This window comes from Lysinibacillus sp. FSL K6-0057, from assembly GCF_038630885.1.
In the GTDB taxonomy this organism is placed as follows: domain Bacteria; phylum Bacillota; class Bacilli; order Bacillales_A; family Planococcaceae; genus Lysinibacillus; species Lysinibacillus fusiformis_F.
In genome coordinates this window covers 303,136-328,870 of record NZ_CP152047.1, presented here as the reverse complement: position 1 = coordinate 328,870, position 25,735 = coordinate 303,136, and the positions used below count along the sequence as shown (strand labels likewise).

24 protein-coding genes and 1 riboswitch are annotated in these 25,735 nt (G+C 36.1%); of the genes, 10 read left to right on the top strand and 14 right to left on the bottom strand.

Annotated elements, in window-relative coordinates; translation table 11 throughout:
• Positions 1-101: 101 nt before the first annotated feature.
• Complete coding sequence (locus tag MHB40_RS01545) at positions 102-1,745, bottom strand: HAMP domain-containing sensor histidine kinase (protein WP_342442266.1); 1,644 nt, start codon at positions 1,743-1,745, stop codon at positions 102-104.
• Positions 1,742-2,443 carry a response regulator transcription factor gene (locus MHB40_RS01540; RefSeq protein ID WP_342442265.1) on the bottom strand — a complete coding sequence of 234 codons (702 nt, stop codon included), beginning with the start codon at positions 2,441-2,443 and terminating at the stop codon, positions 1,742-1,744. The genes MHB40_RS01545 and MHB40_RS01540 overlap by 4 nt, the downstream gene beginning before the upstream one ends.
• Positions 2,444-2,546: 103 nt before the next feature.
• Here MHB40_RS01540 and MHB40_RS01535 point away from each other — a divergent pair, with 103 nt between their 5' ends.
• From MHB40_RS01535 to MHB40_RS01525, 3 genes are all read left to right on the top strand, one after another.
• The gene (locus MHB40_RS01535; protein WP_342442264.1) at positions 2,547-3,692 is read left to right on the top strand and encodes a DUF418 domain-containing protein; all 1,146 of its coding nucleotides are present in this window, start codon (positions 2,547-2,549) and stop codon (positions 3,690-3,692) included.
• Between the two features lie 208 nt (positions 3,693-3,900).
• Positions 3,901-4,455 (top strand): DUF1273 domain-containing protein, encoded by a 555-nt coding sequence (locus MHB40_RS01530; protein WP_205446539.1) that lies wholly within the window; start codon positions 3,901-3,903, stop codon positions 4,453-4,455.
• Positions 4,456-4,555: 100 nt separating this feature from the next.
• Entirely contained in the window at positions 4,556-4,870 is a 315-nt protein-coding gene (locus MHB40_RS01525; RefSeq protein ID WP_342442263.1) for a hypothetical protein, read from the top strand.
• Between the two features lie 623 nt (positions 4,871-5,493).
• Here MHB40_RS01525 and MHB40_RS01520 read toward each other — a convergent pair.
• The 4 genes from MHB40_RS01520 to MHB40_RS01505 all read right to left on the bottom strand — a co-directional run bounded on the left by MHB40_RS01520 (position 5,494) and on the right by MHB40_RS01505 (position 9,522).
• Positions 5,494-6,888, bottom strand: a complete 1,395-nt coding sequence (locus MHB40_RS01520) for an L-cystine transporter (protein ID WP_205446537.1) — start codon at positions 6,886-6,888, stop codon at positions 5,494-5,496.
• 287 nt (positions 6,889-7,175) lie between these two features.
• The gene (locus tag MHB40_RS01515) at positions 7,176-7,619 is read right to left on the bottom strand and encodes a hypothetical protein (RefSeq protein WP_205446536.1); all 444 of its coding nucleotides are present in this window, start codon (positions 7,617-7,619) and stop codon (positions 7,176-7,178) included.
• A gap of 93 nt (positions 7,620-7,712) precedes the next feature.
• The gene (locus tag MHB40_RS01510) at positions 7,713-8,663 is read right to left on the bottom strand and encodes a GGDEF domain-containing protein (RefSeq protein WP_342442262.1); all 951 of its coding nucleotides are present in this window, start codon (positions 8,661-8,663) and stop codon (positions 7,713-7,715) included.
• Positions 8,641-9,522 carry an EAL domain-containing protein gene (locus MHB40_RS01505; protein WP_205446534.1) on the bottom strand — a complete coding sequence of 294 codons (882 nt, stop codon included), beginning with the start codon at positions 9,520-9,522 and terminating at the stop codon, positions 8,641-8,643. Before MHB40_RS01505 ends, MHB40_RS01510 begins: the two co-directional genes overlap by 23 nt.
• A gap of 295 nt (positions 9,523-9,817) precedes the next feature.
• On the opposite strand from MHB40_RS01505, the gene MHB40_RS01500 reads away from it, so the two are divergent.
• From MHB40_RS01500 to MHB40_RS01485, 4 genes are all read left to right on the top strand, one after another.
• Positions 9,818-10,003: a hypothetical protein gene (locus MHB40_RS01500; RefSeq protein ID WP_205446533.1), complete on the top strand. Its 186-nt coding sequence runs from the start codon at positions 9,818-9,820 to the stop codon at positions 10,001-10,003.
• Positions 9,993-11,411 (top strand): amidase, encoded by a 1,419-nt coding sequence (locus MHB40_RS01495; protein ID WP_342442261.1) that lies wholly within the window; start codon positions 9,993-9,995, stop codon positions 11,409-11,411. The genes MHB40_RS01500 and MHB40_RS01495 overlap by 11 nt, the downstream gene beginning before the upstream one ends.
• Positions 11,412-11,571: 160 nt before the next feature.
• Positions 11,572-12,732 carry a PucR family transcriptional regulator gene (locus MHB40_RS01490; RefSeq protein WP_342442260.1) on the top strand — a complete coding sequence of 387 codons (1,161 nt, stop codon included), beginning with the start codon at positions 11,572-11,574 and terminating at the stop codon, positions 12,730-12,732.
• Positions 12,733-12,835: 103 nt separating this feature from the next.
• Entirely contained in the window at positions 12,836-13,732 is an 897-nt protein-coding gene (locus MHB40_RS01485; RefSeq protein WP_205446530.1) for a DMT family transporter, read from the top strand.
• A gap of 34 nt (positions 13,733-13,766) precedes the next feature.
• On the opposite strand, the gene MHB40_RS01480 is transcribed toward MHB40_RS01485, so the two are convergent.
• Complete coding sequence (locus MHB40_RS01480; protein ID WP_342442259.1) at positions 13,767-14,336, bottom strand: YitT family protein; 570 nt, start codon at positions 14,334-14,336, stop codon at positions 13,767-13,769.
• Positions 14,337-14,517: 181 nt separating this feature from the next.
• On the opposite strand from MHB40_RS01480, the gene MHB40_RS01475 reads away from it, so the two are divergent.
• Positions 14,518-15,807: a DUF2252 family protein gene (locus MHB40_RS01475; protein ID WP_342442258.1), complete on the top strand. Its 1,290-nt coding sequence runs from the start codon at positions 14,518-14,520 to the stop codon at positions 15,805-15,807.
• Between the two features lie 617 nt (positions 15,808-16,424).
• On the opposite strand, the gene MHB40_RS01470 is transcribed toward MHB40_RS01475, so the two are convergent.
• Positions 16,425-16,946 carry a DUF2179 domain-containing protein gene (locus MHB40_RS01470; protein WP_004227692.1) on the bottom strand — a complete coding sequence of 174 codons (522 nt, stop codon included), beginning with the start codon at positions 16,944-16,946 and terminating at the stop codon, positions 16,425-16,427.
• Between the two features lie 211 nt (positions 16,947-17,157).
• Between MHB40_RS01470 and MHB40_RS01465 the strand changes: the two genes are divergently transcribed.
• Entirely contained in the window at positions 17,158-18,069 is a 912-nt protein-coding gene (locus MHB40_RS01465; protein WP_342442257.1) for a hypothetical protein, read from the top strand.
• A gap of 22 nt (positions 18,070-18,091) precedes the next feature.
• Here the strand turns inward: MHB40_RS01465 and MHB40_RS01460 are convergent, their stop codons facing one another.
• Both MHB40_RS01460 and MHB40_RS01455 read right to left on the bottom strand, forming a co-directional pair.
• The gene (locus tag MHB40_RS01460; RefSeq protein ID WP_342442256.1) at positions 18,092-18,478 is read right to left on the bottom strand and encodes a DUF5071 domain-containing protein; all 387 of its coding nucleotides are present in this window, start codon (positions 18,476-18,478) and stop codon (positions 18,092-18,094) included.
• Between the two features lie 135 nt (positions 18,479-18,613).
• A complete protein-coding gene (locus MHB40_RS01455) occupies positions 18,614-19,666 on the bottom strand; it encodes a DUF3883 domain-containing protein (protein WP_342533741.1) in 1,053 nt (350 codons plus the stop codon).
• Between the two features lie 238 nt (positions 19,667-19,904).
• Between MHB40_RS01455 and MHB40_RS01450 the strand changes: the two genes are divergently transcribed.
• Positions 19,905-20,534, top strand: a complete 630-nt coding sequence (locus tag MHB40_RS01450) for a hypothetical protein (protein WP_342442254.1) — start codon at positions 19,905-19,907, stop codon at positions 20,532-20,534.
• Between the two features lie 209 nt (positions 20,535-20,743).
• Here the strand turns inward: MHB40_RS01450 and MHB40_RS01445 are convergent, their stop codons facing one another.
• From MHB40_RS01445 to MHB40_RS01430, 4 genes are all read right to left on the bottom strand, one after another.
• Positions 20,744-21,151, bottom strand: a complete 408-nt coding sequence (locus tag MHB40_RS01445; protein WP_342442253.1) for a helix-turn-helix domain-containing protein — start codon at positions 21,149-21,151, stop codon at positions 20,744-20,746.
• Between the two features lie 431 nt (positions 21,152-21,582).
• Positions 21,583-22,881 carry a nucleobase:cation symporter-2 family protein gene (locus MHB40_RS01440; protein WP_342442252.1) on the bottom strand — a complete coding sequence of 433 codons (1,299 nt, stop codon included), beginning with the start codon at positions 22,879-22,881 and terminating at the stop codon, positions 21,583-21,585.
• Positions 22,881-23,465: a xanthine phosphoribosyltransferase gene (locus MHB40_RS01435; RefSeq protein WP_205446513.1), complete on the bottom strand. Its 585-nt coding sequence runs from the start codon at positions 23,463-23,465 to the stop codon at positions 22,881-22,883. The genes MHB40_RS01440 and MHB40_RS01435 overlap by 1 nt, the downstream gene beginning before the upstream one ends.
• Before the next feature lie 135 nt (positions 23,466-23,600).
• Positions 23,601-23,702, bottom strand: a riboswitch (purine riboswitch).
• Positions 23,703-23,866: 164 nt separating this feature from the next.
• Entirely contained in the window at positions 23,867-25,690 is a 1,824-nt protein-coding gene (locus MHB40_RS01430) for an APC family permease (RefSeq protein WP_205446512.1), read from the bottom strand.
• Positions 25,691-25,735 lie beyond the last annotated feature (45 nt).

Genomic DNA, 25,735 nt, shown 5'->3' with positions numbered 1-25,735 from the left:
ACATAGTAAAGAGGTATCAAATGAACACTTTGATACCTCTTTACTATGTTGAATGAGATTAAGTTCTATGACAGAGTCCTAGAAAAGCAAGGAGATCCACACTAATGACATTGAAATTTTAGAACAAAAATTGTCCCGTCCTGACCTGAGCGAACACTAATCGTGCCATTGTGTAAATCAATGAGCTGCTTCGTGATGGCTAGTCCTAGCCCTGTTCCTGTTATATCGTCTGTCGTATTCGTACCTCGATAATAGCGTTCGAATAGATTATCGAGCTCCTCCTGAGGAATGCCAGGTCCTTGGTCAGCAATGGTAAGCATCACTTCTTTACCTGTATGTTGCGCTTCTACAATCACCTTGGTGCCTTCAGGGGTATACTTTTTCGCATTAGTAATTAAATTATCCATTATCCGCTTAAGTAAAAGCTCATCTGCTTGTAGCAACACATCACCATATACCTTCACACATACCTGTTCGTCTGCAAATTGTGGTAACCATGTTGCTAGCGGAAGTAACACTTTATCAAGCTGTATAGCTTTATTTTTTAACTGATACGTATACGTTAAATCCTGAATAAGTGCATCCATATAGGTTGCCTTTTCCTGCATGGTCTGTGCAAAAATACGCATCTCATCCTTTGTCCACTCATAATCTTCAGATGCTAGCATCGTTGAATAGCCATAAATTGAGCTTAACGGCGTCTTTAAATCATGCGATAAACCTGTTATCCACTCTTCACGTAATTGCTCTCCGTGCTTAATTTGCCTTTCATTTGAATCAAGTCTCTCCGATAAGTGGTTGAGTGACTCCTCAACAGGTTGGAATAATTTAAATTTCCTTTTCAACTTTCCTGTTTTTTTATGATGGATTTTTTTGTCACTAATTTCACTGTAATCGAATTGGGTTAGTCGCTCAATGCGCGATATAACATAGACTAGTGGACGCACGAATTGACGTGAAATACTAATAGACAAAAAGATAACACCCAACAGCAAAATAATATGCCCTCCAAAGAAGATAGAAACAAACAGTACCATTGCTTTATTAAAAGGCTCTTCAAATGGCTTATAAGACGGGTTAGGCATTCGTACAACAAATGTCACATCATTGGCTAAGGCTGCGCTTTGCTTGAGCTCCTCATGCTCAAAAATATCGTATTTTTCCTCTAGTAATTGCGGTTTATTTAGCTTCTCATACCGCTCGCCTATAACATCAATCCGATTCCATTGCTCATCATAAATTTCAACACTGGCTTTATTATCTTTTAGACGTTGCAGAGTTACAGCTGAAATGTCCCCTGTTGCCTTCCAATTATCAAGTGCCTCCTCAAAAAGTGGTTGGACAGGCGTATTCGGAATAAATAATAAGTAGTAATTCGGCAGTTCCCATGTATGCATGCCCGGTTGCTTCAATGCCAATATTTCGCTATCGGACTTTCCACATAGTCCGCATGTCTCTCCTGTATAATCAACGATCGTCATGGATGGATCAAATAAATAGAGCTGTCCTACATTTTCCTCAGCTCTCTTCACTAAATAATCAGCAATTTTAATCGTCTTCCCTTTCTCTACAACTGCATCATCTTCAATTTCAAAGGAGCTCATCACATGAATGTTGTCACCAACACGGTCATTGATAAAGATAGCAAAAAACACCAGACTTATAATAAAACCTGAAATGATTAATAGATAGAATATGATGAAATACGAAACAAAACGGAGTGTTAATTTTCCAGCAGGCTTCATGAAGAAATGTCCCCAACAAGCTTATAGCCTATGCCTCTTACGGTGATAATGCATGTTGGCTTCCCAGGATTTTTTTCGATTTTTTCTCGTAGTTTTCGTATATGTACCATCACAGTATTATCATCAAATAAGCAATCTCCCCATACGCGCTCGTATATTTGCTCTTTAGATAATACTTGCCCTGCATTGTCACATAAATATTTTAATAAATGAAACAAGCGACCACTGATTATTTCCTTCACACCGTCTACCTCGATTTCTGCTGCGTCAATATCAAATGTAAAACGGCTGCAAGTAAATACATGATTTTCTGGTACATTCTTTTTCTTCATATAACGGACTAACTGCACCTTTACTCTCGCTACAAGTTCTAAGGGGTTAAATGGTTTTGTAATATAATCATCTGCGCCATTCATAAAACCGCGAAGCTTATCTGCATCACTGCTTTTGGCTGTTAAATAAAAAATAGGCGCATCACTTTTTTCCCGAATACTATTCGCGATATCCAGCCCACTTCCATCTGGAAGCATGATATCTAATAGATAAAAGTCAAATGTTTTAGTATTCATTTCATCTTTTGCTTCTTCAATCGTGTTACATAATGTAATATTGGTAATTCCTTCTTTTCTTAAAATGATTTCAATCATTTCAGCAATGGCACGTTCATCCTCTAACACTAAAATTGATGCTTCCTGCATTTCCTCACCTACTTTTAAGATTACTTTAAGGTAGTCATTATTTCACCATAAGCTTCCCTCATTATTATATGTATAAGATAACCAATTAAGGAGATAAAACGCAATGACAACTAACCGAGTTACCTTCATTGATACAATGCGTGGATTTAGTTTATTTGGCATCTTAATGGCAAATTTGCTGATCTTCCAATTTGGGATGTATGGCAAAGATGAATTAAAAAATCTTTCTACCTTAGATAACGGGGCTTTATATTTTGTAAAAGTTGTGATTGAAGGCTCATTTATGCCCATCTTCACTATTTTATTCGGCTTCTCACTTATTAAATTAATTGAATCCATCCGCAGAAAAAAGAATAAAAGCCGCTGGTCTATTTTACGTCGTGCAACAGGTTTAATTGCCCTGGGCTTATTACATTCTATTTTATTGTGGGAAGGCGATATTCTATTTTCTTATGGCTGTATGACGTTATTTTTAGTCCCATTTATTAATCGTAAACCAAAAACTTTATTTATTTGGGCTGGTATCCTATTTGTTTTAACTACAGCGTTAACATATGGCTCTATGGAAACGTCTAAAAAAGAACAAAAGGAGACACACACATACATCGAGCAAGCGGATGATGTTTATGCAAACGGAAGCTACTTAGAAATTTTTGATTTTCGAGCTAATGCCGAAATACCAGGAGTGGATGAATCTTCCTTCATCTTCATTATATTAATTTTTGCACCGATGTTCTACGCACCTCTCTTCCTCTTTGGTATGGCGCTCGCTAAAAAGCAAGCATTTGTGGAGATGAACAAGGAAATGAAATGGTATAAGTTAGGTGCTCTCCTTGTACCTATAGGACTCATATGTAAAAGTGTAAGTTTTATAGAAAGTAAAAGTGCATTTTCTTCTATCTTATTAACGGGCGGCTCCCAGTTACTAGCAATTGGCTATGTTTGCCTCGCAGCATACCTTTATAACACCCGTCCAGTTCAACTACTGGCTCCTGCATTTGAGAGCGTTGGCAAACTATCATTAACCAATTATTTACTACAAACCATCATTTGTACAACTGTTTTTTATGGCTATGGCCTTGGCTTATACGGTAAATTAGGCGTCTTTGGTGGAATCCTTTTCGGAATCGTTGTGTATAGCTTGCAATGTGTTTTCAGCCTTGCCTATTTAAAAAAATTTAAACGTGGTCCATTTGAAACACTCTTACGCATATGGACAAATTGGTCTTGGTCTGGGCAGGTAAAGTAAAGCCCATCACACAAGCAAAATAGAAAGGAATTATTTTTTATGAATAGTGACACAAAAGAAGACTTTACTGACTCATGGTGGTTTTTAGGTATTTGTGCAGCTGTAGCAGTAATTTTAACACTATTTGCCTTTTCATAAACAATATCGTTTTCATTTGCCCCCTTACTGTATACTAGTAGTACAACTAGACAGCTTAGGGGGTATTTTGTTGTTACAGCGTATTATGATTACTGGCTATAAACCACATGAGCTTGGTATCTTTAATGATAAACATCCCGGCATTGTCATCATAAAAAAAGCACTGGAAGCTCGTCTACGTACACTGCTTGATGAAGGACTCGAATGGGTGATTATCAGCGGTCAGCAGGGCGTAGAATCTTGGAGTGCTGAAGTTGTTTTAATGTTAAAAAAAGAATTCCCGCATTTAAAATACGCCGTGATCACACCTTTCTTAGAGCAAGAGAAAAATTGGCAAGATCATAAAAAAGAAAAGTATCAAGCATTAATTGCCCAAGCTGATTTTGTCACAAGCGTGACCAAAAAACCGTATGAAGCACCATGGCAATTTATTGAGAAGGACAAATTTATTATCCAAAATACAGATGGACTTTTATTAATTTACGATGAAGAAAATGAGGGTTCTCCGAAATATATCAAACGGCTTGCAGAAAAATATATGGAATCCCATGAGTATGCTCTTTTAATAGTAACCGCCTATGACTTACAACTAGTAGCAGAAGAAATTCAACAGCAAGACTGGTAGAAAAATATTGATATAATTTTCTGACAATTATATACTAGAATTAATAAAAGCTGATTGTTCTTATGGTTTTTACCTATAATTTGAAAGGAGCTGTCATCATTTGAATAAACATATTGAAATGATTCTTGAAGCTTCTCCCGTAAATGTATCACATGATACGTATCGTAGAGAATGTCGGTATACACGGGGAATTCATATTGAAGAACAAGAATTTCTTGCTATTTTAAACACAATGAGTCATGATTCACGCTTATATTTTGATTTCCATAATCCACGAAAAGAGATTAAAAAGGGAACCTATTTGAATGGACACTCCGGTTTAGCCTACAATATTTATGATTACTATAAACAAAATTTTAATATTGAGATATCCGAATTAATCAACGGTAAAGATTTTTATGTAAAAATCGTATAAAGCTAAAGCCCCTTTAAAGTTTTACCTTTAAAGGGGCTTCTTAGTGTTGAAAAACAAAACAGTCAATTGAAAGGTAGAAATGGATTTCCGTTGCAGGCTACTTGCTTTCCTGTGGGCGAGCGCCGAATCGCTTCCTCCGCTACCGCTCCGTGCAGGGCTTCGCCTGTCTCGCTATCCCACGGGAGTCAAGTAGCCTTCCACTTCAACCCACTGACTTTTTAGCAAAGGTTTTCAAATAAAGTGAAAGTGTTTACTACTCTTTATAGAGGGGTGTTGTCACGCTTCACTTCTTCACATTGAAAATAAGAGCTCATCCCCTCTAAGAATACAGTTAATGGGCGATTTAATCGCTATGCTGCTATGAAAAAAGTAAAGACACTTTGCAGCATGGTTGATTAGAGTGGAGCCAGCGTCACTCCTAGGGGATTTAGCGTCACAGAGGAGACCCTGGAGCGAACGGAAGTGAGTGAAGCGGCTCATCGGACGCCCCCTGGAAAGGACGCTGGCGGAACGGAAATCAACCCCCTCGCCTTGCCAAGTTGCTTTTTCTGCCGTTGACATCATCTTTTTTCAACAACATGAAGCCCCTTTAAAGTTTTACCTTTAAAGGGGCTTCGTTGATCTTATAGGTCTGCTACTTGAGCACCTAATTCTTTATTATTATACATTTCTGTATCTAATTCTTTAGTAATACGCGCTGTTGTAACACCAGCAGTCATTGAACCACTTACATTTAACGCTGTACGACCCATATCAATTAAAGGCTCAACAGAGATTAATACACCTGCTAGAGCAATCGGTAAATCAAGTGCGGATAATACAAGGATAGCTGCAAATGTTGCACCACCACCAACACCTGCTACACCAAACGAGCTAACTGCTACTACTGCGATAACTGTAATAATGAACACAGGGTCAAGTGGATTAATGCCGACTGTTGGTGCGATCATAATGGCTAACATCGCAGGATATACACCTGCACAACCATTTTGACCGATTGATAATCCGAATGAGCCTGAGAAGTTTGCAATCCCCTCAGATACCCCAAGACGACCTGTTTGCGTTTTAATATTCATCGGTAAAGTACCCGCACTAGAACGAGATGTAAAGGCGAATAATAATGTTTCTGCTGATTTTTTCAAATACGTAAATGGATTTAAACCACTTAATGTAATGATTAATAAGTGTACGATTAAAACAATAAATAGTGCTACATAAGAAGCAATGACAAACTTACCTAAATTGTAGATAGCTCCAAAATCTGATGTTGCTACAGTACGAGCCATAATCGCTAGAATTCCGTATGGCGTTAAGCGTAATACAATTGTTACAACACCCATTACAAGGGCATAGATGGCATCTAAGCCTTTTTTAATTGTAGCTGCTGTTCCCTCATCCTTACGTGCCACACGTAAATAAGCAAAACCAAGGAATGCTGAGAAAATGACAACCGCAATTGTTGACGTAGAACGAGCACCCGTTAAATCAAGGAATGGATTTGCTGGGAATAACTCAATAATTTGTGTTGGTAGATCAGGAGCTGCTAAGCCCGTAGTTTTTTCTTCAAGGTATTGACCTCGTGCAGTTTCTGCATCACCTTGTAAAATTTGTGTTGCATCTAAATCAAAGACTGTTGCAGAAAAAATACCTACAGCTGCTGAAACTGCTGTTGTACCGATTAAAATGGCTAAAATAAGTGCTGCCATTTTCCCGAAATTTTTGCCAATCTTCATTTTTGTAAAGGCAATTAAAATGGAGATAAATATCAATGGCATTGCTACCATTTGGAGCAGTTTCACATACCCAGTACCGATAATATTGTACCAAGATGTTGTTTTGGCTAATACTTCAGAATCAAGACCATAAATAAAATGAAGTCCAAGACCAAGTACAATCCCTAAGCCTAAGCCGGCAAAAACACGATTAGAAAACTTAACGTGCTTTTTATTCATAACATATAAAATTCCAACGAACACAAGCAACACTGCTACGTTAAGAATGATTTGTAAATTCGACAATGGAATGCCTCCTAAGATGTTTTATAATAATGTAATCGAATTATATACCCATAATCCCTATAATTCAAGTATGTTTTATTAAGATTAATAAATTCCTATAACAAAATGCTTTCTTGCTAAGGATTATACCCCGAAAAATGGCGTAACAATCATCCTCTGGCACAGGAATAATCTTAGAAAAGAATGTTTGTAAATATATAGCTAGTTTAATCAATGCCACTACATTTGGTGACAAACGATTAACTGCCCCTAGACAGTTAAAAACTAACAGTCTAAGGGCAGCCTTTTTAAGCGTTATTTCTAATTACAAATCTTGGTTCGTAGTCACTAATGATGTCAAACACACCGTCATTATAGCAGTAGATATGATGTTCAACGGTCGGAATTTCTTTGCTTCCAATCCACGGGAGTTGGTCAAACCAATCTATATAATCTGAATTGCTCATTTTATAAAACCATTCTGCAGAAGAATTTATAGGTTGTTCCTGGGTCAAGGCTTCATTGACTTTGTCTACTAAATCAGATCGTGGAATTTCTCCAGTATAGCGGAAAGACCAAACATAATCTTGAATTGGGGACATTTTATCATAGATAATATCAACTTCTGTATTGTTTCGATCGATTAATGTTAAGCATAGTCCTAAATCTGTATAATTTAATGTAGCATTAACGATTTGGGCTCTTTCTAAGCAAGTGACAGGTTGCCAAATGTGCAATCTTCTTGAATCCATCTAATCCCCCTTTAAACAAAAAATATATCAATTTCATTTAAATCTTCATATATTTTACATATCAGCTCCAACAATCTAGCATTAAGCACTATGTTAATGGACAAAGTAGGTTTGTTGTTTATTAATGAGGTAACAGCTACCTGCGATTTTTTTACACTGCTTTTTCACATGCGTGACTGCATTGGACAATTGTTCGACAGAGTCAAAATACTGATATTCATTCGTAATTACGGCAATGGATAAGGATGTGCATGTTAAAGGTTCCAGTTCGCCTGATCTATTAGCTACCTGAACATATGCTAAATCCTCTAACTCATAAAAACTAAGTATGTTGGCATCAAAGTCATCTATGATCTTTTGACATATCTTTTCTGCCTCGTAATACGGCAGAATGGCCACAAAATCATCTCCACCAATATGTCCTAAAAAATCTTCCACCCCGCATATATGTCTTTTAAGTATATCTGTTAAATACCGTAAAATTTTATCCCCTTTATTAAAGCCATATGTGTCATTGTAGGATTTAAAATGATCTAAATCAAAATAGATTAAACTATATTGTGATAGCTGTAATGCTTCCTCTAACTTTTCATCGATTAATTTATTGCCAGGAAGACTACTTAATGGATTCAGGAAGCTTGCAATGGCTACCTGTGTATCTACAAGCTTTAACAATAACTCTCGAATACTGACCATGCCATAATATAGATTGTTTTTCGTGACGATGACATCATCATATAAATCCTCAGGAGGTCTAGCCATAGCTAATGTACTAACCTCTGTAATTGGTGTATTACGATCAACGATTAAAGGATTTTTCTTCATCATCAGCTGATTTTGTCGTCCCATTAATAAATGATAGCCATACCGAGTACCAATTTTTTGATAGAAATGTGTGCGTGTAATATGTCCAATTGGTTTTTCATCACGCACGACAACAACGCTACGCAATGATGGATTACTCGTAAAAAGTACATCTACGTCTTTATTTTTCACAAATTCATCAATACACGGAACTTTCTCAATGACTTCCCCTATCTTCATGGTCACCCACCCTTATTTTCCCCATATGTATTTCTTTTGCGGGCTTTCCTATCGCATAACCCTGTGCATAATGAATGCCAATACGATGCAAATAATCAAGCTCCTCCTGCCGTTCAATCCCTTCAGCGATGATTTTAGTATTGACCTGTTCAGCATATTTCATTAACAATGTGACGAGCTGCTGTTGCTCACTATTTTGGTCAATGAATTGAATCAATGAACGGTCTAGTTTAATGAATTCTGGCTTTAAATAGATGAGCGTCTTCAAACTATTATAGCCCGACCCTACATCATCTACTGCAATGCGATAGCCCTGTGATCGATAATGTGATAATACACGTTCAAACTCCACAAAATCTATTACAGCACTCCGTTCAGTTAGTTCAAAAACGACTTGCTGAGGTTTAATACCAAGCTCCTTTAGTAATTGTAGCGTTTCTCCACTGTGGTATTTTTTATCTAATAAAACATTCGGATGTATATTAAGAAATACTAAAAAGTTTTTATTCGCCAAATCTTTGTGTAAGCGTTCCTTGAAACGTTGTAAGGAAAGATTTCTACAAAAACATTCAAATAAAAACACGCAATCTGTTTGTCCTACAAACTCATAAAACTGATCTACACTATTAAATAATGTTGAAGGTATTGGTCGATTTAATGCTTCAAATCCCATTGTTTGCTTCGATTGTAAATCTACAATCGGTTGAAAGTATGTATGTAAATCATTATGCTGAATAATTTGTTTCAATGCTTTTAAACGTTTCATAAATAACGTATTGCTTTGATGTTGCCCATATAAATATTTTATAAAAGAAAATATATTACTCGTTTTTATGCTTTGGCCCACAGCAGACTCCATTCTCGCACCTCTTCAATTGGTTATTATGGTTCATTGTACGCTTTGATTGTAAACAGACTGTGAATCGTATGTAAAAAGAGCCAGTTCCAGCAATAGGATTTAATAAAATACTTGTCTAGTAAATATTTCTTAATATTAAAACGATTACAAATAATTTATTTGATATAAATTATTATTAGTGTATGATTGTAATAATAGGTTTATATTACCTATTATATTTTTTTGCGTTTTTACTGTATCGATCTTAATAGGGAAACCTATTTAGATAAAAATTATTCAAGGGAGGATCCTGTTAATGAGCTTGTCTATTCAACAATTATTGGAGAACAAAGGAATTACACCGAAACCTGAACACCTTGAACTATTATTAACACGCTGGGAAGGTATGCAGTCACTTCGTAGCAATTTAGAAGGTATTGCGATTGATGATGCAGATATCGCCGTACGTAGTATTCCTGGAGGTGATCACATTGACAACTGATTTACATTTAAAATCTGTTGAAGAATTGGCACCTTTACTTGCATCAAAGACGCTATCTCCCGTGGAATTAACGAAAGCTATTTTAGATTTTGCTGAGGAAAGTCAGCCTAAAATTAATTCCTATATGGCTTTCTATCGGGAAGAAGCATTAGCAAAGGCAAAAGAAGTTGAACAGGAGATTCTCCAAGGTCATTATAAAGGTATGTATCATGGAATACCTATGGCCTTAAAGGACAACTTGTATTTTAAAGATAAAATAACAACGATGTCCTCAAAAATTCATAAGGACTTCGTTTCTGATTATGATGCGACAGTGGTTGAAAAGCTTCGTGACGCTGGTGTTATTTTCACTGGTAAATTAAGCATGCATGAGTATGCTTGGGGAATTACCAATAATAACCCTCATTACGGCCCTGTTCGCAACCCATGGGATTTAGATAAAATTCCTGGAGGTTCAAGTGGAGGCTCAGGGTCGGCTGTTGCGGCTGGAGCAAGTGTTGCTTCACTAGGTACGGATACAGCAGGCTCCATTCGAATTCCATCCTCTGCTTGTGGCATTGTTGGTTTGAAACCTACACACGGTCGTGTAAGTAAATATGGCTGTTACCCACTCGCTTGGAGCTTAGATCATATTGGCCCAATGACTAAGACAGTCAAAGATGCAGCGGGCTTGCTTGAAGTCATTGCTGGTTTTGATCATCGAGACCCTACTTGCATTGATGTTCCAACAGACAACTACGTGCAGCAGCTTACTGGCAATATCAAGGATTTAGTGATTGGTATCAATGAAGAATATTTCTTTAAAAATGTTGATGCTGATGTAGAAAAGGCTGTTCGAGCAAGTATTCAAAGCTTAGTAGACCAAGGAGCAAAAGTGGAAGTAGTACGTATTCCTTCCCTACAATATGCAGAATGGGCAGAGCTTGTGACGTCCCTTTCAGAGGCAGCAGCTATACACCATTCAGATTTACAAAAGAGACCACAAGATTTTGGTGACGATATTCGCCTACTATTTGAGCTTGGCGAATTGCCTTCTGCAGTCGATTACTTGCAGGCTCAACAGGTACGTCGTCAAATCAAGCAGGAGTTTACAGAGATTTTTAATGTGGTAGATGTGCTCATTACCCCTACCCTACCTGTTGTAGCTAGTACAATTGGGGATGATTTTGCAGAGTTAAACGGTCAAAAAGTAGATTTAATTGATAATATTATCCGCTTTACAGGCCCTAGTAACTTAACAGGCTTACCTGCCCTTTCGGTTCCTTGTGGCTTTAAAGGAAACTTACCAATAGGTTTACAAATTATTGGTCCAGCCTTTAAAGAAGGACGTATTTTAAATGTAGGGTATGCAGTTGAGCAAACAAATTCACAGAGAAATAGAAAACCAAATATTTTTGCTAATATCTAAACGATAAATGCTTGAAATCTGCTCACTTCACGGTATACCGCTGAATGAGCAGATTTTTTGTGGTGGATACCCATTGGCATTAATACTAATGGTTTTTTATGAACAAGTAATTTTATAATAGAAACTAGAAGCTTACTACAGGAAAGGCAATGATGCACTCATGAATGTAGAGAATTTTTTACAACTACCTATTACAAAAGATTTCACTGTTGTTGCTGGTCACAATGGCTTACATAAAGCTGTTCAAAATGTAGAGATTTTAGATTTTGAATTTTCACCTGATATACACCATGTCAGAGATACTGTCTTTACACCCAACAGTGTTGTGTTAAGTAGTTTATTATTTGCAAAGCAAGAGCCTGAGTATTTATTAAATGCTGTTAAAAATCTAATTGAGCTTGGGGCGAGTGCTTTAGCTTACAAGCCTGTTATTTTTAAGGAATTACCTGAAGAAGTTTTGTCGTATGCGGAGCAGCAAAATTTCCCTATATTGCGCTTTGGTGGAGATGAGTTTTTTGAAAAAATCATTTTAGAAACGATGGCCTATGCTAAGACACAGGATTATTCCTACTTTTTAGAGACGATCTTACGAAGGTTAATGGAGGAAGATGTAACACAGGAGCAAATCAAATCCATTTTACAACAGCTCAATAAGCCCTTTGAGAGATATGTATTTATAGCAAATTTACGAGCAAGTGACACAATCCATCAAAGCTGGATGCAATCCTTTTATTCGTTGGAGCCACTATTAAAATCAGGTCTGATTTGTTCCTATAAACAAAGCCTTTTTATCATCATGACAAATCCATCTCAGCAGTTCCAATTTGAAAGGGTATTACATGAATGGCTAACATTATATGCCATTGCTACTGATACATTCACGTTCGGTTATAGCAGTTGCTATGATACCCAGACAGGATTCCCAATGGCATTACGCGAAGCTTTTTTTGCCAATATTTTCGCTGGAATCGATAAGCTACCTAGCTGTCATTATAAGAATCTCGCATCCGATTGTTTATTAATCGAGTTGTACCGTAAAGATGCAACATTCTCAATGGACTATGTTACCTCCTTTTTAGCCCCTTTACTTGATGATAAGGCTGATCCAGATTTAATGGAGACCGCCATAACCTATATCATTAATAAAGGAAATATTAAGGAAGTTGCTGTAGCACAATTCTGTCATCCAAATACAATCCGCTATCGCATGGCTAAAATCCGTCAGCTAGTAGCACCCATAGATAATGATTATGTTTTTTATGAACGCCTAGCTGCAGCCGTTAAATTGTACTTATTACATAGCAAAATGAACAGTGACTAATCGCTTTGGAATAAGTACAAAAAAACGCCTGAATATTTAGAAATAAAATCAAATTCTTTTCTTCCCTCTTATGCTATTCTATTGAAGTTAGGAGGAAGAAAACATGAAAACTTACATAGCTGATGGCATGCTATTAGTGACTGCAATCGTGTGGGGTAGTGGGTTTGTTGTAACAGCCATTGCCTTAGAATATTTAACAGCTTATCAAGTAATGGCTGGTAGATTCTTATTAGCTTCAATTATATTAACCGTTTTATTTGGCTCCCGCTTAAGAAAGGCTTCGAAATCAGTGGTTTGGAAGGGAGCTTTATTAGGTACGATTTTGTATATAGCGTTTGCCCTTCAAACAGTTGGACTTCAATATACAACACCATCTAAAAATGCCTTTTTAACCGCAGTAAATGTTATTATTGTCCCTTTAATAGCGTATGCCGTTTATAAACGTCGTATCGATGGTTACGAAATCATTGGGTCAATAATAGCGATTGTCGGTATTGGCTTTTTATCATTACAAGGCTCATTAACAATGAATATAGGTGATGCCCTATCATTAGCTTGTGCGGTTGCTTTTGCATTTGATATCTTTTGTACAAACCTTTTTGTTCAAAAGGAAGATGCCATTGCTCTAACCATTATTCAGTTTCTCACAGCATCCCTAATAGGTGTTCTAGTTGTCATTAGCCAAGGCGATATTCCTACGTCCCTTGAAAAAGAAGCAATCTATTCTCTTGTTTATCTAGGGATTTTTTCTACAACAATAGCTTATCTTTTCCAGAATGTGGCCAATCAATATACAACTGCCACAAAGGCTGCAATCATACTATCAACCGAATCTTTTTTCGGCATGGCTCTATCCGTTATCTTCTTGCATGAATTGCTAACAAGCCGTATGGTCGTAGGCGCAGTACTTATTTTACTGGCTATACTAATTGCCGAAGTGAAACCCGCACATCCAAAAAAGAAGCTACTGAAAGCACTCGATAATCAGACCCCCAAATAGTTTCAGTTTATACTGGAACTATTTTTTACGTTTATTAAACTCGACTAGTAATAATGCTTGTCGTAATACCCACTACTAGCACTGTAATAATGGATAATAGAAAGGTCGAGGTAGATAGGAGGAAGCCGCCTATAATAATTACGATGGAATCAATAAAAAATATTAAGATCCCAACATTGATACCCGTTTTATCACAGATAAATTGCGCGATTAAGTCTGTCCCCCCTGTGCTTGTCTGAAAACGCAGCATTAGACCAATGCCAAAGCCTACAAGTATTCCTCCAAGAATGGCACTATAAAGCGCGTCAATTTGCACAAGATTGCGGACAGGCTTTAACAAATCGATAATGAAGGAAGACGTTATTAAACCGTGTATACTATTATAAAAATAGGTTTTATATTTAAACCAAGCGATAATAAAAATCGGAATACTAATGATAATAATCATTAAACCAATTTTGAGTTTATATAAATAGTGTAATATTAGCGCTAACCCTACTACTCCCCCATCTAAAATTTCATATGGCGTTAAAAATAAGTTTATTCCTAACGACAATGAAATACTTCCTATTATAATGACAAGACTTTTTGTAAAGAAATACATACAACCCCCCTCCGTGTCTATGCATGTCTTATAGTATGAAAATAGGTTATCGAACATGTTATGAAATAACCTTAGATGATTAGCCATTTTTATCGAGTACATTTGCTAAATTTCTTCGAAACTTATTCAATTTATTTCCGTATATACAGGTAAATTTTAAATTAACAAAGGAGATTATAATATGGAGCATGCTTTATTGGAGCAAGTGAAACATACTAGAACTTTTTTAAGACAAGAACAATTAGAAACAATCTTTGAAGAGTTTGATGTTCAACGAATGCGTTTAACAGAGGTACAGCGTTTGGAGAAATACCGTAAAATGCTTGAAAGCCCATTTCGCTTTTTCCGCGGAAGTGCCTATCTATTTTATTTTGATATGACAAAATCCGCCTCAATCTTCCATACTCCTGATAGAAAACCGACTTGGATTCAAGGTGACATGCATATGGATAACTTCGGTGCTTTTCAAAATGAAGCAGGCGCCATTGTTTTTGATGTCAATGATTTCGATGAGGGCTATGTCGGCTCTTATTTATACGATATTGTTAGAATGAGTGTTAGTATTGCGCTCTATTTAGAGGAACAAGGCTTACATAAGGCAACCCAAGAAACGGCTATTCAGCATTTTCTTAACAGTTATATTGATCAGCTAAAACGATTTGAGCGTAAACAGGATGATCCTCTAACACTTATTTTTACAAAAGACAATACAAAAGGACCAGCAAAGAGGTTATTGAAAAAGCTTGAGAAACGCCAACGATCTTACCTTTTACAGGATATTACGTATCTCAATGAAGATGGCGAACGCGCTTTCTTATGGAATGAAGAAATTCAACCAGTCACTGCTGAGGAATACAGTGCCATTTCAAACGCACTTTCTACATATAAAATTCGAGACATAGCCTATAAGTATGGCTCTGGAACAGCTTCTATCGGTTTAAAACGTTATTATATTTTAGTAGAAGACGAAAAGAGTGCATCAGGTGTCGATGATTTAGTGCTAGAAATGAAAGAGGTACGCACAGCCATTCCTGCCTACTTCCTCCCTTATCAGGATCTATTTTGGAATCACTACGAGCACCAGGGAGCACGAGTAGTTGGAACTCAAAAAGCCATGCACCATTTAGAGGACCCACATTTAGCCTTTATCACGATGAATGGACAGGAATTTTATATTCGAGAACGTTCTCCCTATAAAAAGAAGATTAAGCCTAAAAACTATAAGGATGTAGAGGATTACTTTACAACAACATCACTTATGGGACAAATTGCTGCTAAAATACATGCCCGAGCTGATATCGATTATTCTCATGTTTTTACCTATCACAGCGAGGAGGAGATTTTAAAAGCGATCGGCAAAGAACGGAATGTATTTATAGAACATACAATTTTACAAGCAATGAGCTACAAAGAAACCGTCTATACAGACTTTGACTTATTTAAAAATTGGGTTGAAACAAAATTTATGTAACATGTAAAAAAGGACCTTCGCTTTTAGCGAGGGTCCTTTCTTAGTGTTGAAAAACAAAATAATCAATTGAAAGGTAGAAATGGATTTCCGTTGCAGGCTACTTGCTTTCCTGTGGGCGAGCGCCGAATCGCTTCCTCCGCTACCGCTCCGTGCAGGGCTTCGCCTGTCTCGCTATCCCACGGGAGTCAAGTAGCCTTCCACTTCAACCCACTGACTTTTTAGCAAAGGTTTTCAAATAAAGTGAAGGTGTTCACTACTCTTTAGGAAGAGGTGTTGTCACGCATCACTTCCCCAATAAAAGCTTATCCCCTATAAGAATACAGATAATGGGCGATTTGATCGCTATGCTACTATGAAAAAAAGTAAAGACACTTTGCAGCATGGTTGATTGGAGTGGAGCCAGCGTCACTCCTAGGGGATTTAGCGTCACAGAGGAGACCCTGGAGCGAACGTTAGTGAGGGAAGCGGCTATCATCGGACGCCCTCTGGAAAGGACGCTGGCGGAACGGAAATCAACCCCTCACCTTGCCAAGTTGCTTTTTCTGCCGTTGACATCCTCTTTTTTCAACAACATGAAAGGACCTTCGCTTTTAGCGAGGGTCCTTTCATATTGAATATTATTTTTGCTTGGCTTTCATACGAGCAAGTAAAAAGCCGCCTTTAAATGACTTAGGCTCATACGAGATAATAAACGCATTCGGCTCGAATTGCTCTACTATTTGAAAGAGCTCCCCTTCACGATTCCTCTTCGTTAAGATTTCATATTTATAGCGGTTACTATCTCGCCCTTCTCCGATATAAATCGTGACGGCAAATCCTTCATTACGAAGAAATTTCACAAGCTCTTCATTCTTATTTTGCGTATTAATGGTTGTATAAACATAGCCTATCGCTAGCTTTCGTTCTATTTTTGCTCCTAAAAATATACCTAATCCAAACCCAACTGCATAGACAACCATAGATAACATACTTTGCTTCCCACTGAAAACGAGTGAAAGGCCAAATACATACACCAACATCTCCAGCATACCAAATATCGCTGCAAGGAATGTGATATTCTTTACCAAAAATATTGTTCGTAATGTTAAAAAAGGTACATATACTAATTGTAGGATTAAAATTAAAACGATACTTTGCATTTGTACTAGACCTTTCTGAGAGTAGTTTTATATAAGTATATGTTGAAAGAGAGAGTTACATGCTATTTCAACAATTCTATTTTTAAATTCCCCTTTAATCTAATGTTAAACATTCCATATGACTATCTATAGTTATTTTAAAAAAATAAATTTCAACTAATATCATAATCAATAGTTAAAAACATACAATTCTACTTGAGGGGTGACTATTATGAAAAAAACCTTAATTGGTTTTATTACTGCCACTACAATTACAGCCATTATCATAACGACAAATCTAGATAAATCAAGGTCTGCTCATTGTGAAGAAGAATTGGAAATGGCTTTAGTTAAAAGTATGGAGGAAACTAAAAAGGAAAATGAAAAGATTAACGAGGTATTAAGAAAAATTTCTCAGGAGTTTAATAAAAATGGTTTCGTTCAAATAGGGTTTGATTTTTCCCCTGATGACCGTGTATTTACTATTCAAGCCAAAGATAAGGATTTTATTGATAAGAATAAGAGTATTATTGAAAATATCATCTTAAATATAGCAAAAGAGACGGATTACAAAAACTTCAAAGTGGAATACATTGCATTGGATGGTTATGAATTAAGTGAGGAAGATGGTAAGCTAAATGAAGTACTAAAAATAACCTTAGATTTATTAAAAGCGAATGGTTATGATAAAACCAATTATTCATTAACTATTGACCCGAGTAAGGGAATCATTATTGAGGTAACGAACGGGGAATTGATAAATAAGAATGAAATAGAAAAGCTTATCGCCAATTCAGTTTATTCTAATACCAGCATGAACTTTAAGGTTTTTATTAAAGAAAAAAGCAAAAGTAAAATCAAAGACCAAGAATGGCAACCTGTATTTAGTGCAATAAGAGATGAAACTAAAAAAGAATTCAAAGAATATAGTGGTTTCGCCTATTCATTTCATCCTGAACCCTTACAAATTATTATTAAAACGGACTTAGAAAAGCCAAAAGGGTTTTGGCAATCTAATAAAAAGGTAAAGCAGCTAATAGATTATGTGGATAAGATAATAGAATTGAAAAGAGAAGAACTATCCATCGAGGAAATTCCATATGAAATTATTATACGTGACAAAAATAATAACAAACTAAACTAAATATTTCTCTACATACTATTTTTTAGATTGTCTCCAAAATTTCTTTTGCAATTTCATTCATTTCTTCTGCAAGTTCATTCTGTGTAGGTCTTTCAGCCACTTTTGTTAAATAATCTTTAAACTGAACTCTTGACTCTACTGGTAATTCAATAACTAAAAAGTTTAAAATAAACCATTTCCAGTTATCGTCATCTGAAGATAAGACTTCTTGCACATGTGGCATAATTTCTTCTGGAAAAGTTAAAAGTAACTCTAATACACTTGGGGCCACTGGCCAATTCATATCTTGAACCCATTCAAGGAGGCTAGGCAGTAAAGGTATTATTTTATCTCTCTCCATTTTCTTAATCATTTCTACTCTCGCATTATCAGATTTATGTCTTGGCAAAAGATCTTCAAAGTTTTCCATCTGCATCTCTCCTTTATTTAATTATACATGGCAATCTTAAAAAAATATCCCTCCTTTTGATTTCAAATAAAAATATCCAACACCTATGATCAAGATGTTGGATGTTTTATTTAAGTATGAAATTGTTTGCATAAATTATATATATACTTCCATGGATTTAACACGATTTAAATTTTCAATGATGTTTGCTAATGGGAAGTTTTCAAGAATTACTGTTGGTGCTTTCCCTCTAATTAAATTACTCAAATAATTGACTTTTATAACATAGTAATCTTCAGCATATATTGCCATTTCTTTTAGTTCATTTCGTGAAATAAAATAATAGCCTGCATTATTAAAATTTGTTTTAATTTCTAATTTAAAGGTTTTACACTTAGTAATAACACGTATATCATGTCCTAATGATTTATCAATGAAATTAGCCGTGTCTTCCTTATAATTATCGTTATCCCATTCCACACTCAAAATATCATCAGGATTTTTAATACCTAATTCAGCAAATAATTCAACATTACGTTCATTCAATAAGTTAAATACGTACTCTTCACCCATTAAACCTAGTAACTTTTGTTTTTTTTTACTTAATAAGTTCACTTCTCTTTCCGACTTATTGGATTTTGAACTCAAAGACTTTTTACCGTCTCCCTCTTCCCGCTTTCTAGTAATTACATTAGCGGAATTTGGTAACTCAATCTCTTTTTGATTCAATTTATCAAATAAATCTTCGACTAAAGAATTTAAATCTACTTGTGCTATTTCTAGTTCACTTTTATTTTCCTTAATTACTAATGAACCATCATTCCTCACTTTTAAGTAAGTACCTCCACAATGATTTTTGATAATTTGGATTAGTTCCTCTTCCTCGATTAACTTCGGACCTAATTTCGTTCGTGTTATACGTTCGTTAAGAATCCACTGCCTAAACATTTCATAACCGTTATGGAAGATTCTATTCGGAACACTCGGCAAAATGCTATTTAGTTTTTCACGTTTGAATGTTAAACGCAACTTATTTTCTAACACAAAGACACTTTCAAATTCTACAATCAATTCAAAATCAGGGTCGTTCCAATTTTTTTCTCCTATTGTTAAATCAACATACTTAGCACTCAGTACACCTATCGAGTCGATCACTTCGTATTCTTCATTATCCCTTGTAATAAAACATACATAATCTCCCACAGACATTGACTCGAAGTTCTTTTCATTCTTATCCCCTAGTCGGAATGCCCAGTAACTAACATTTAATTCATTTCCATCAAATGTTCTACGATTTAAAATTAACGTTGCATGTTCATAACTTATAAGTTTTTACACTACATGAGTATAAATTTTGAATTTTGGATTAAAAAAATGAAATATTTGTTGCTTTACTTTAAAATAGATTGAAAGGTTACTAAATTTTAACAGAAAAGGAGAATTAAAAGTGAAACGTAAAACCAGTTTTTTTGTTGGATTAATTTTATTATTGTGCATAATCAATACACCTGAAGTAAGTTCAAAGGCATCAGAAGGATTATCTCAAGCACAAAAAGAGCAGTATTACCAAGAATACTTAAAAATAGGAGAAGAATTACGAGAAAAATATCCTGATTCACTACCTTTTAAGGTAGACGAAATTGAAGAAATTAAAGATAAAGATTGGGTGGTATCGAAAGAATATCGAAATAAAATCATCCCTATCATCACTAAAGAAAAAGGGATCGTTGATTTACCTTTTGTCTCTTTTGATGTTCAGGCACCTTCTAAATATCAACAAATTCTAAGTAACGATACTGTACTTGCGAATATTGTTATTACTTCTACTGTTACAGTTTCTTATGATTCTGATCTAGGACAACCGGTTATTGAAGATATAAGCAATGTTAAAAGTTACACGATGACTGGCTTTACTCATTGGGGACAAGTAAGTTCTAATTTCTTTAACTTAAATAACAATAATAATCTGACTGTTTTGGGTAATTTATCAGTCGGTAAAGCTCTCTTCCCTAATATTATAGAAGTTTCTTATAGTTTTAATAAATATGGTTTTATTCAATTATCAAATTTAGAGTGATACAAATTATAAGACATAAAACACTAAAAATTCTTAAAAATTCAGATTTTTTAGTGTTTAACATATTTTTTTCATTGATGTATTGGATAGCCCAGCTTGTTTTACCACTTCCCATAATCGAATCGATAATGCGTATTTCCGTATGTGTAGATTTCTTGCTTAGCATTTATACGTTATCTCCTTTTCCATGTGTTTGTGTAAAAATGTTCTTACATAGGGACACTTGCATAATTCACATGAAAAAGGACACGTACTGAATACCTTTTTTTATAAATGAATCTTATACCATCTAATACCCCATCCCCCTTTGTTTCCATAGTTCTTGTAACGATTGGTTTATCGTTAATTTTTAAAGAAAGTAAATTATTTATATACTTACTAACTGTTTTTCTATGGACACCAATTCGTTCGGATAATTGCCTTTGTGTTGGGCAGCATTCTCCTTTCTCATTGACGTATGAAATAAGTGCCATAAGTGTAGCAAACTCTTGTACCCCAATCTTTGCGATTAGACCATTGTTTAAAATATTGGCAATTACTTTGATGTAGGTTTCTTCGTGTACCTCACCTCTAGCCAAATCAGTAACCATTTCATGTTGTAGTGTTATTTTTTGCATACTAAATCAACCTTCTTTTCTGTTATTAAGGGAAATAAATATCTCCCTAAAATTACACTTGCAAGTATCGTCAGAAATAGTACATATAAATAAAAAAGCCGTCCGATTATCCGAACGACTTTGCAATAAATAACACTTTTTAAGTTATAATCAGTAATCTCTAACCAATTTGTGAAAAAGCGATAATGTTCTATATACGTGACTAGTGTTTTTTCTCGAATATTTTCAGTCTTTTTAGCCGAATAAAAATAGTCATAAGCCTGCTGTAGAGTAAGTGATTCAGTATCATCATTTGTATCATTCCTCAATAGGTACCCCTTTTTCCGCATAAAAAAATGCCACCTCCTCAAATCTATAGCAATAGATAAAAGCAGGTGACAATATTGTTTTAATTAAAAATGGAGCACTTAGATGATTTTTAATATTTTTCTTTACACTTCCCCATGCATCGGGTCTTTTTTATGCTTCGGCCCAATCATGTTGAATAAAATATTAAGGATAATCGCTGTAACCGAACCACAGACGATACCGTTAGATGTTAGAAGAGAAACACTTTCTGGTAGTGCATCAAAAATACCAGGAACAACGGATACACCAACACCCAAACTTACTGCCACAGCAGCAATCATCGCATTTTCTGCTGATTCATTCATAACTGGTACAAGCATCCCCATACCTTGTGTAATCACCATTCCGAACATCGCAAGCATCGCTGCACCTAGTACGGATGTTGGAATAATCGTTGTTAACGCTGCGATTTTGGGTAGGAAGCCAAGTGCTACTAGTAAACCACCTGTGATGTAAATGACTTTACGGTCCTTAACGCCTGACATACGCGTAAGTCCCACGTTTTGTGAGAATGTTGTGTATGGGAAGGCATTGAAAATACCACCGATTACTGACGCAAGACCTTCTGAACGATAGCCGCGAGCTAAATCTTTTGAATCTAATTTTTTATTACAAATATCGCTTAGTGCAAAATAGACACCAGATGATTCTACTAGGGATACCATTGCTACAAGTGTCATTGTAATAATTGCCGTTACATCAAATGTTGGCATTCCAAAGTAGAAAGGTTGTACCATATGAAGTGCATCGGCTTCAGAAACCGGGCTAAAGTCAACTTTCCCCATGAATGCACCTAAAATTGTTCCTACTACTAATCCAATCAGAATAGAAATGGCACGAACAAAGCCTGTAGAAAAACGATAAACGATTAAAATGATAACCAAAGTAATAAACGCTAAAGCTACATTAGAGGCAGAGGCAAAATCCTCAGCACCTTGTCCACCTGCCATATTGTTTAATGCTACTGGTAATAAGGAAATACCGATAATCGAAACAACTGACCCTGTTACGACTGGTGGGAAGAATTTCACAAGCTTACCGAAGAAGCCTGCAATAATCATTACAATTACACCAGAAGCAATAATAGAACCATAAATGTCCGTAATACCTTGGTCTGGGTTTGTACCTATCGCAATAATTGGACTTACTGCTGTGAATGTACAGCCAAGCACTACAGGTAAGCCGATACCAATGAATTTACCTGAATAAACTTGTAAAAGTGTAGCGATCCCGCACATCATAATATCAATCGCTACTAAATACGTCATTTGTGTTGAATCAAAGCCAATTGCCCCACCGATAATCAGTGGCACTAAGATGGCTCCAGCATACATTGCAAGTAAATGTTGAATCGCTAGCGCAGACGATTTAAAGGTATTCATTACGCGCGAGCCTCCGTAGCAAATGTTACTTTGCCATCTTCAAGAGAATCTACAATTGCTAATGACTCAACGCGAACACCTTGCTCACGCAATAATTTTCCGCCATCTTGGAAGCCCTTTTCAATAACAATTCCAACTCCCACAACATTCGCACCTGCTTGTGCAGCAATATCAAGTAAGCCTTTGACAGCTTCACCATTGGCTAAGAAATCATCTACAATTAAAATATTGTCATCTTCACTTAAGAAATTACGTGAGACAGAGATCTCATTTGTTTCATTTTTTGTGAATGAATGTACCTTTGATGAATAAAGGTTATCTGAAAGCGTTAATGATTTACGTTTACGAGCGAACACGACAGGCGCGCCAATTTCTAAGCCTAACATGACAGATGGTGCGATACCTGAAGATTCTATTGTTAAAATCTTTGTAATGACTTGATCAGAGAAACGATTTGCAAATTCGTGACCAATTTCCTTCATTAGCATCGGATCAATTTGATGGTTTAAAAATGAATCAACTTTTAATACGGATGAAGATAATACTTTACCCTCTTGTATAATTTTGTCTTGTAATAACTTCATTTCTTTCATATCCTTCTTTCGTAAAAAATTATAAAAAAACGCTGAATACTTTGATTCCATTCTGCTACGAGTGGAGCAAAGCATTCAGCGTAAAAACGTCGAAATGAATAGAAAACATCATTAAAATTGAAGCTCTCTAAAAGCATTGCTACCCATAGTCGATTCATTTACGGTAAATCGGTAGAAACTCGCGAGCCCTATTCTCGCTATTATATGAGTGGATTTGTATGAAACTATCAGAATAACCAATTTATCACTTTATTCGGCAAGAGCTACTATCTCTCACTAAAAAAAGTTTGATTTTTCGGAATTTAATGGTATTCTGCAACTTTTTAATTGTAAACGTTCGTGTTTTCAATCAACGTACTGATTATAACAGACTATTTTCTAGCTTGCTAGCATTATTTTGATAAATGAAAAGGTACTGTCATAATGACGACATTTCTGTGAAATAACAGTGTCGTACGAATGAGAAGACTCGATTGGTTGTGTAGCATATGGTGCCACCCTTTTTTCGGTAAAAATTGAGGGATAACAACCGTTACTTTATGACCTGTCTTCGTACATTGATGTTCAACTTTATCAATAAATTTAATCAATGGCTGTGTAATGCTGCGATATGGTGAATAGTAAGTAACTAACCGTACATCCGGTTGCCATGCGTTCCACTTCTCTTCAAAGGCTTTTGCATCTGCTTGATCGAAAGCTACATAAAAGGCGATCACTTTATCCACCTTAAGTGATTTAGCATAATGTAGGGAATTTTCAACCACCTTCGTTATCCCAGCTACTGGCACAATGAAAACATTCCCCTCAATAGTAGCCAGCTCCTCATGATTCAATCTTAACTGTTCTCCAACGGCTTGGTAATGGTGCTTAATACGATGGAATACAAAAATTATAATTGGTAAAAAGATAAACACAGGCCAAACTTGAGGCATTTTTGTCACAAAAAACATCATTGCCACGATGAAAGAGATAGCTGCTCCTATTGTATTGATTGTAAATCTCGCTACCCAACCTTTTGGTTTTTCGCGCCACCATTTTCGCATCATTCCCGTTTGCGCTAATGTAAAGGGAATAAATACCCCTACTGCATAAAGCGGAATTAAATGCTCTGTGGCCCCGTCAAATAGTATAATTAAAACAATGGCTGCAACACCTAGCATTAAAATGCCATTTGAATAGCCAAGACGATCGCCTCGAATTTGGAAGATTCTTGGGATAAAACCATCCTTCGATAAATTCACAGCAAGCAATGGAAAGGCTGAATATCCTGTGTTTGCCGCAAGTACTAATATCATTGCCGTAGTTCCCTGTACAATATAATAAAGGAAATTGCGACCAATACTAGCTTCTGCTAGCTGGGATACTACTGTTGCTTCTGCTGTTGGTGCAACCCCATAAAAATAAGATAGGCTAACAATCCCGATGAATAAAACGGCTAAAATGGCGCCCATTGCTAAAAGCGTTTTAGCAGCATTATTAGGGGCAGGATTTCTAAAATTAGGAATTGCGTTAGAAATAGCCTCTACCCCTGTTAAGGCTGAGCTTCCTGAAGCGAATGCCTTTAATAAAATAAATAGGCTAATCCCTGCCACTGGTGTGCCAATCTTTGGATGTAGCTCTGCTGGCACCTGCCCAGTTGCCACATTATAAAGTCCAATCCCAATTAACAATAGCATAACGCCTACAAATAGATAGACTGGATACGCCAAGATAGAGGCTGACTCCGTTACACCTCGCAAGTTTAAAATCGTTAAGAAAATCACAAAAATGATAGCAATGGGTACATTGTAAGGGTGAAGACTTGGGAATGCCGATGTAATGGCATCTGTTCCTGCCGACACACTTACTGCTACCGTTAAAATATAATCAACAAGCAAAGAGCCCCCAGCTACAAGACCTGCATTCACGCCTAAATTCTCTCGTGATACGACATAGGCGCCTCCCCCATGTGGATAGGCGAAGATAACCTGACGATAGGATAAAATCAGTGCCACAAGTAGAACAACCACTCCAGCGGCAATAGGTAAGGAATACCAAAATGCCATTGTACCTACCGTCATCAGGACAATTAAAATTTGTTCTGGCCCATAGGCTACTGACGACAACGCATCAGACGATAATATGGCCAATGCCTTTGTTTTACTTAGCTTTTGTTCCCCTAACGCATCGGATCTTAATGGTTTACCGATTACATAACGTTTGAATGAGGATTTCATTGATAAACACCTTCTAGTTTCATAGAATGTGTTTCGCCTTTCTAA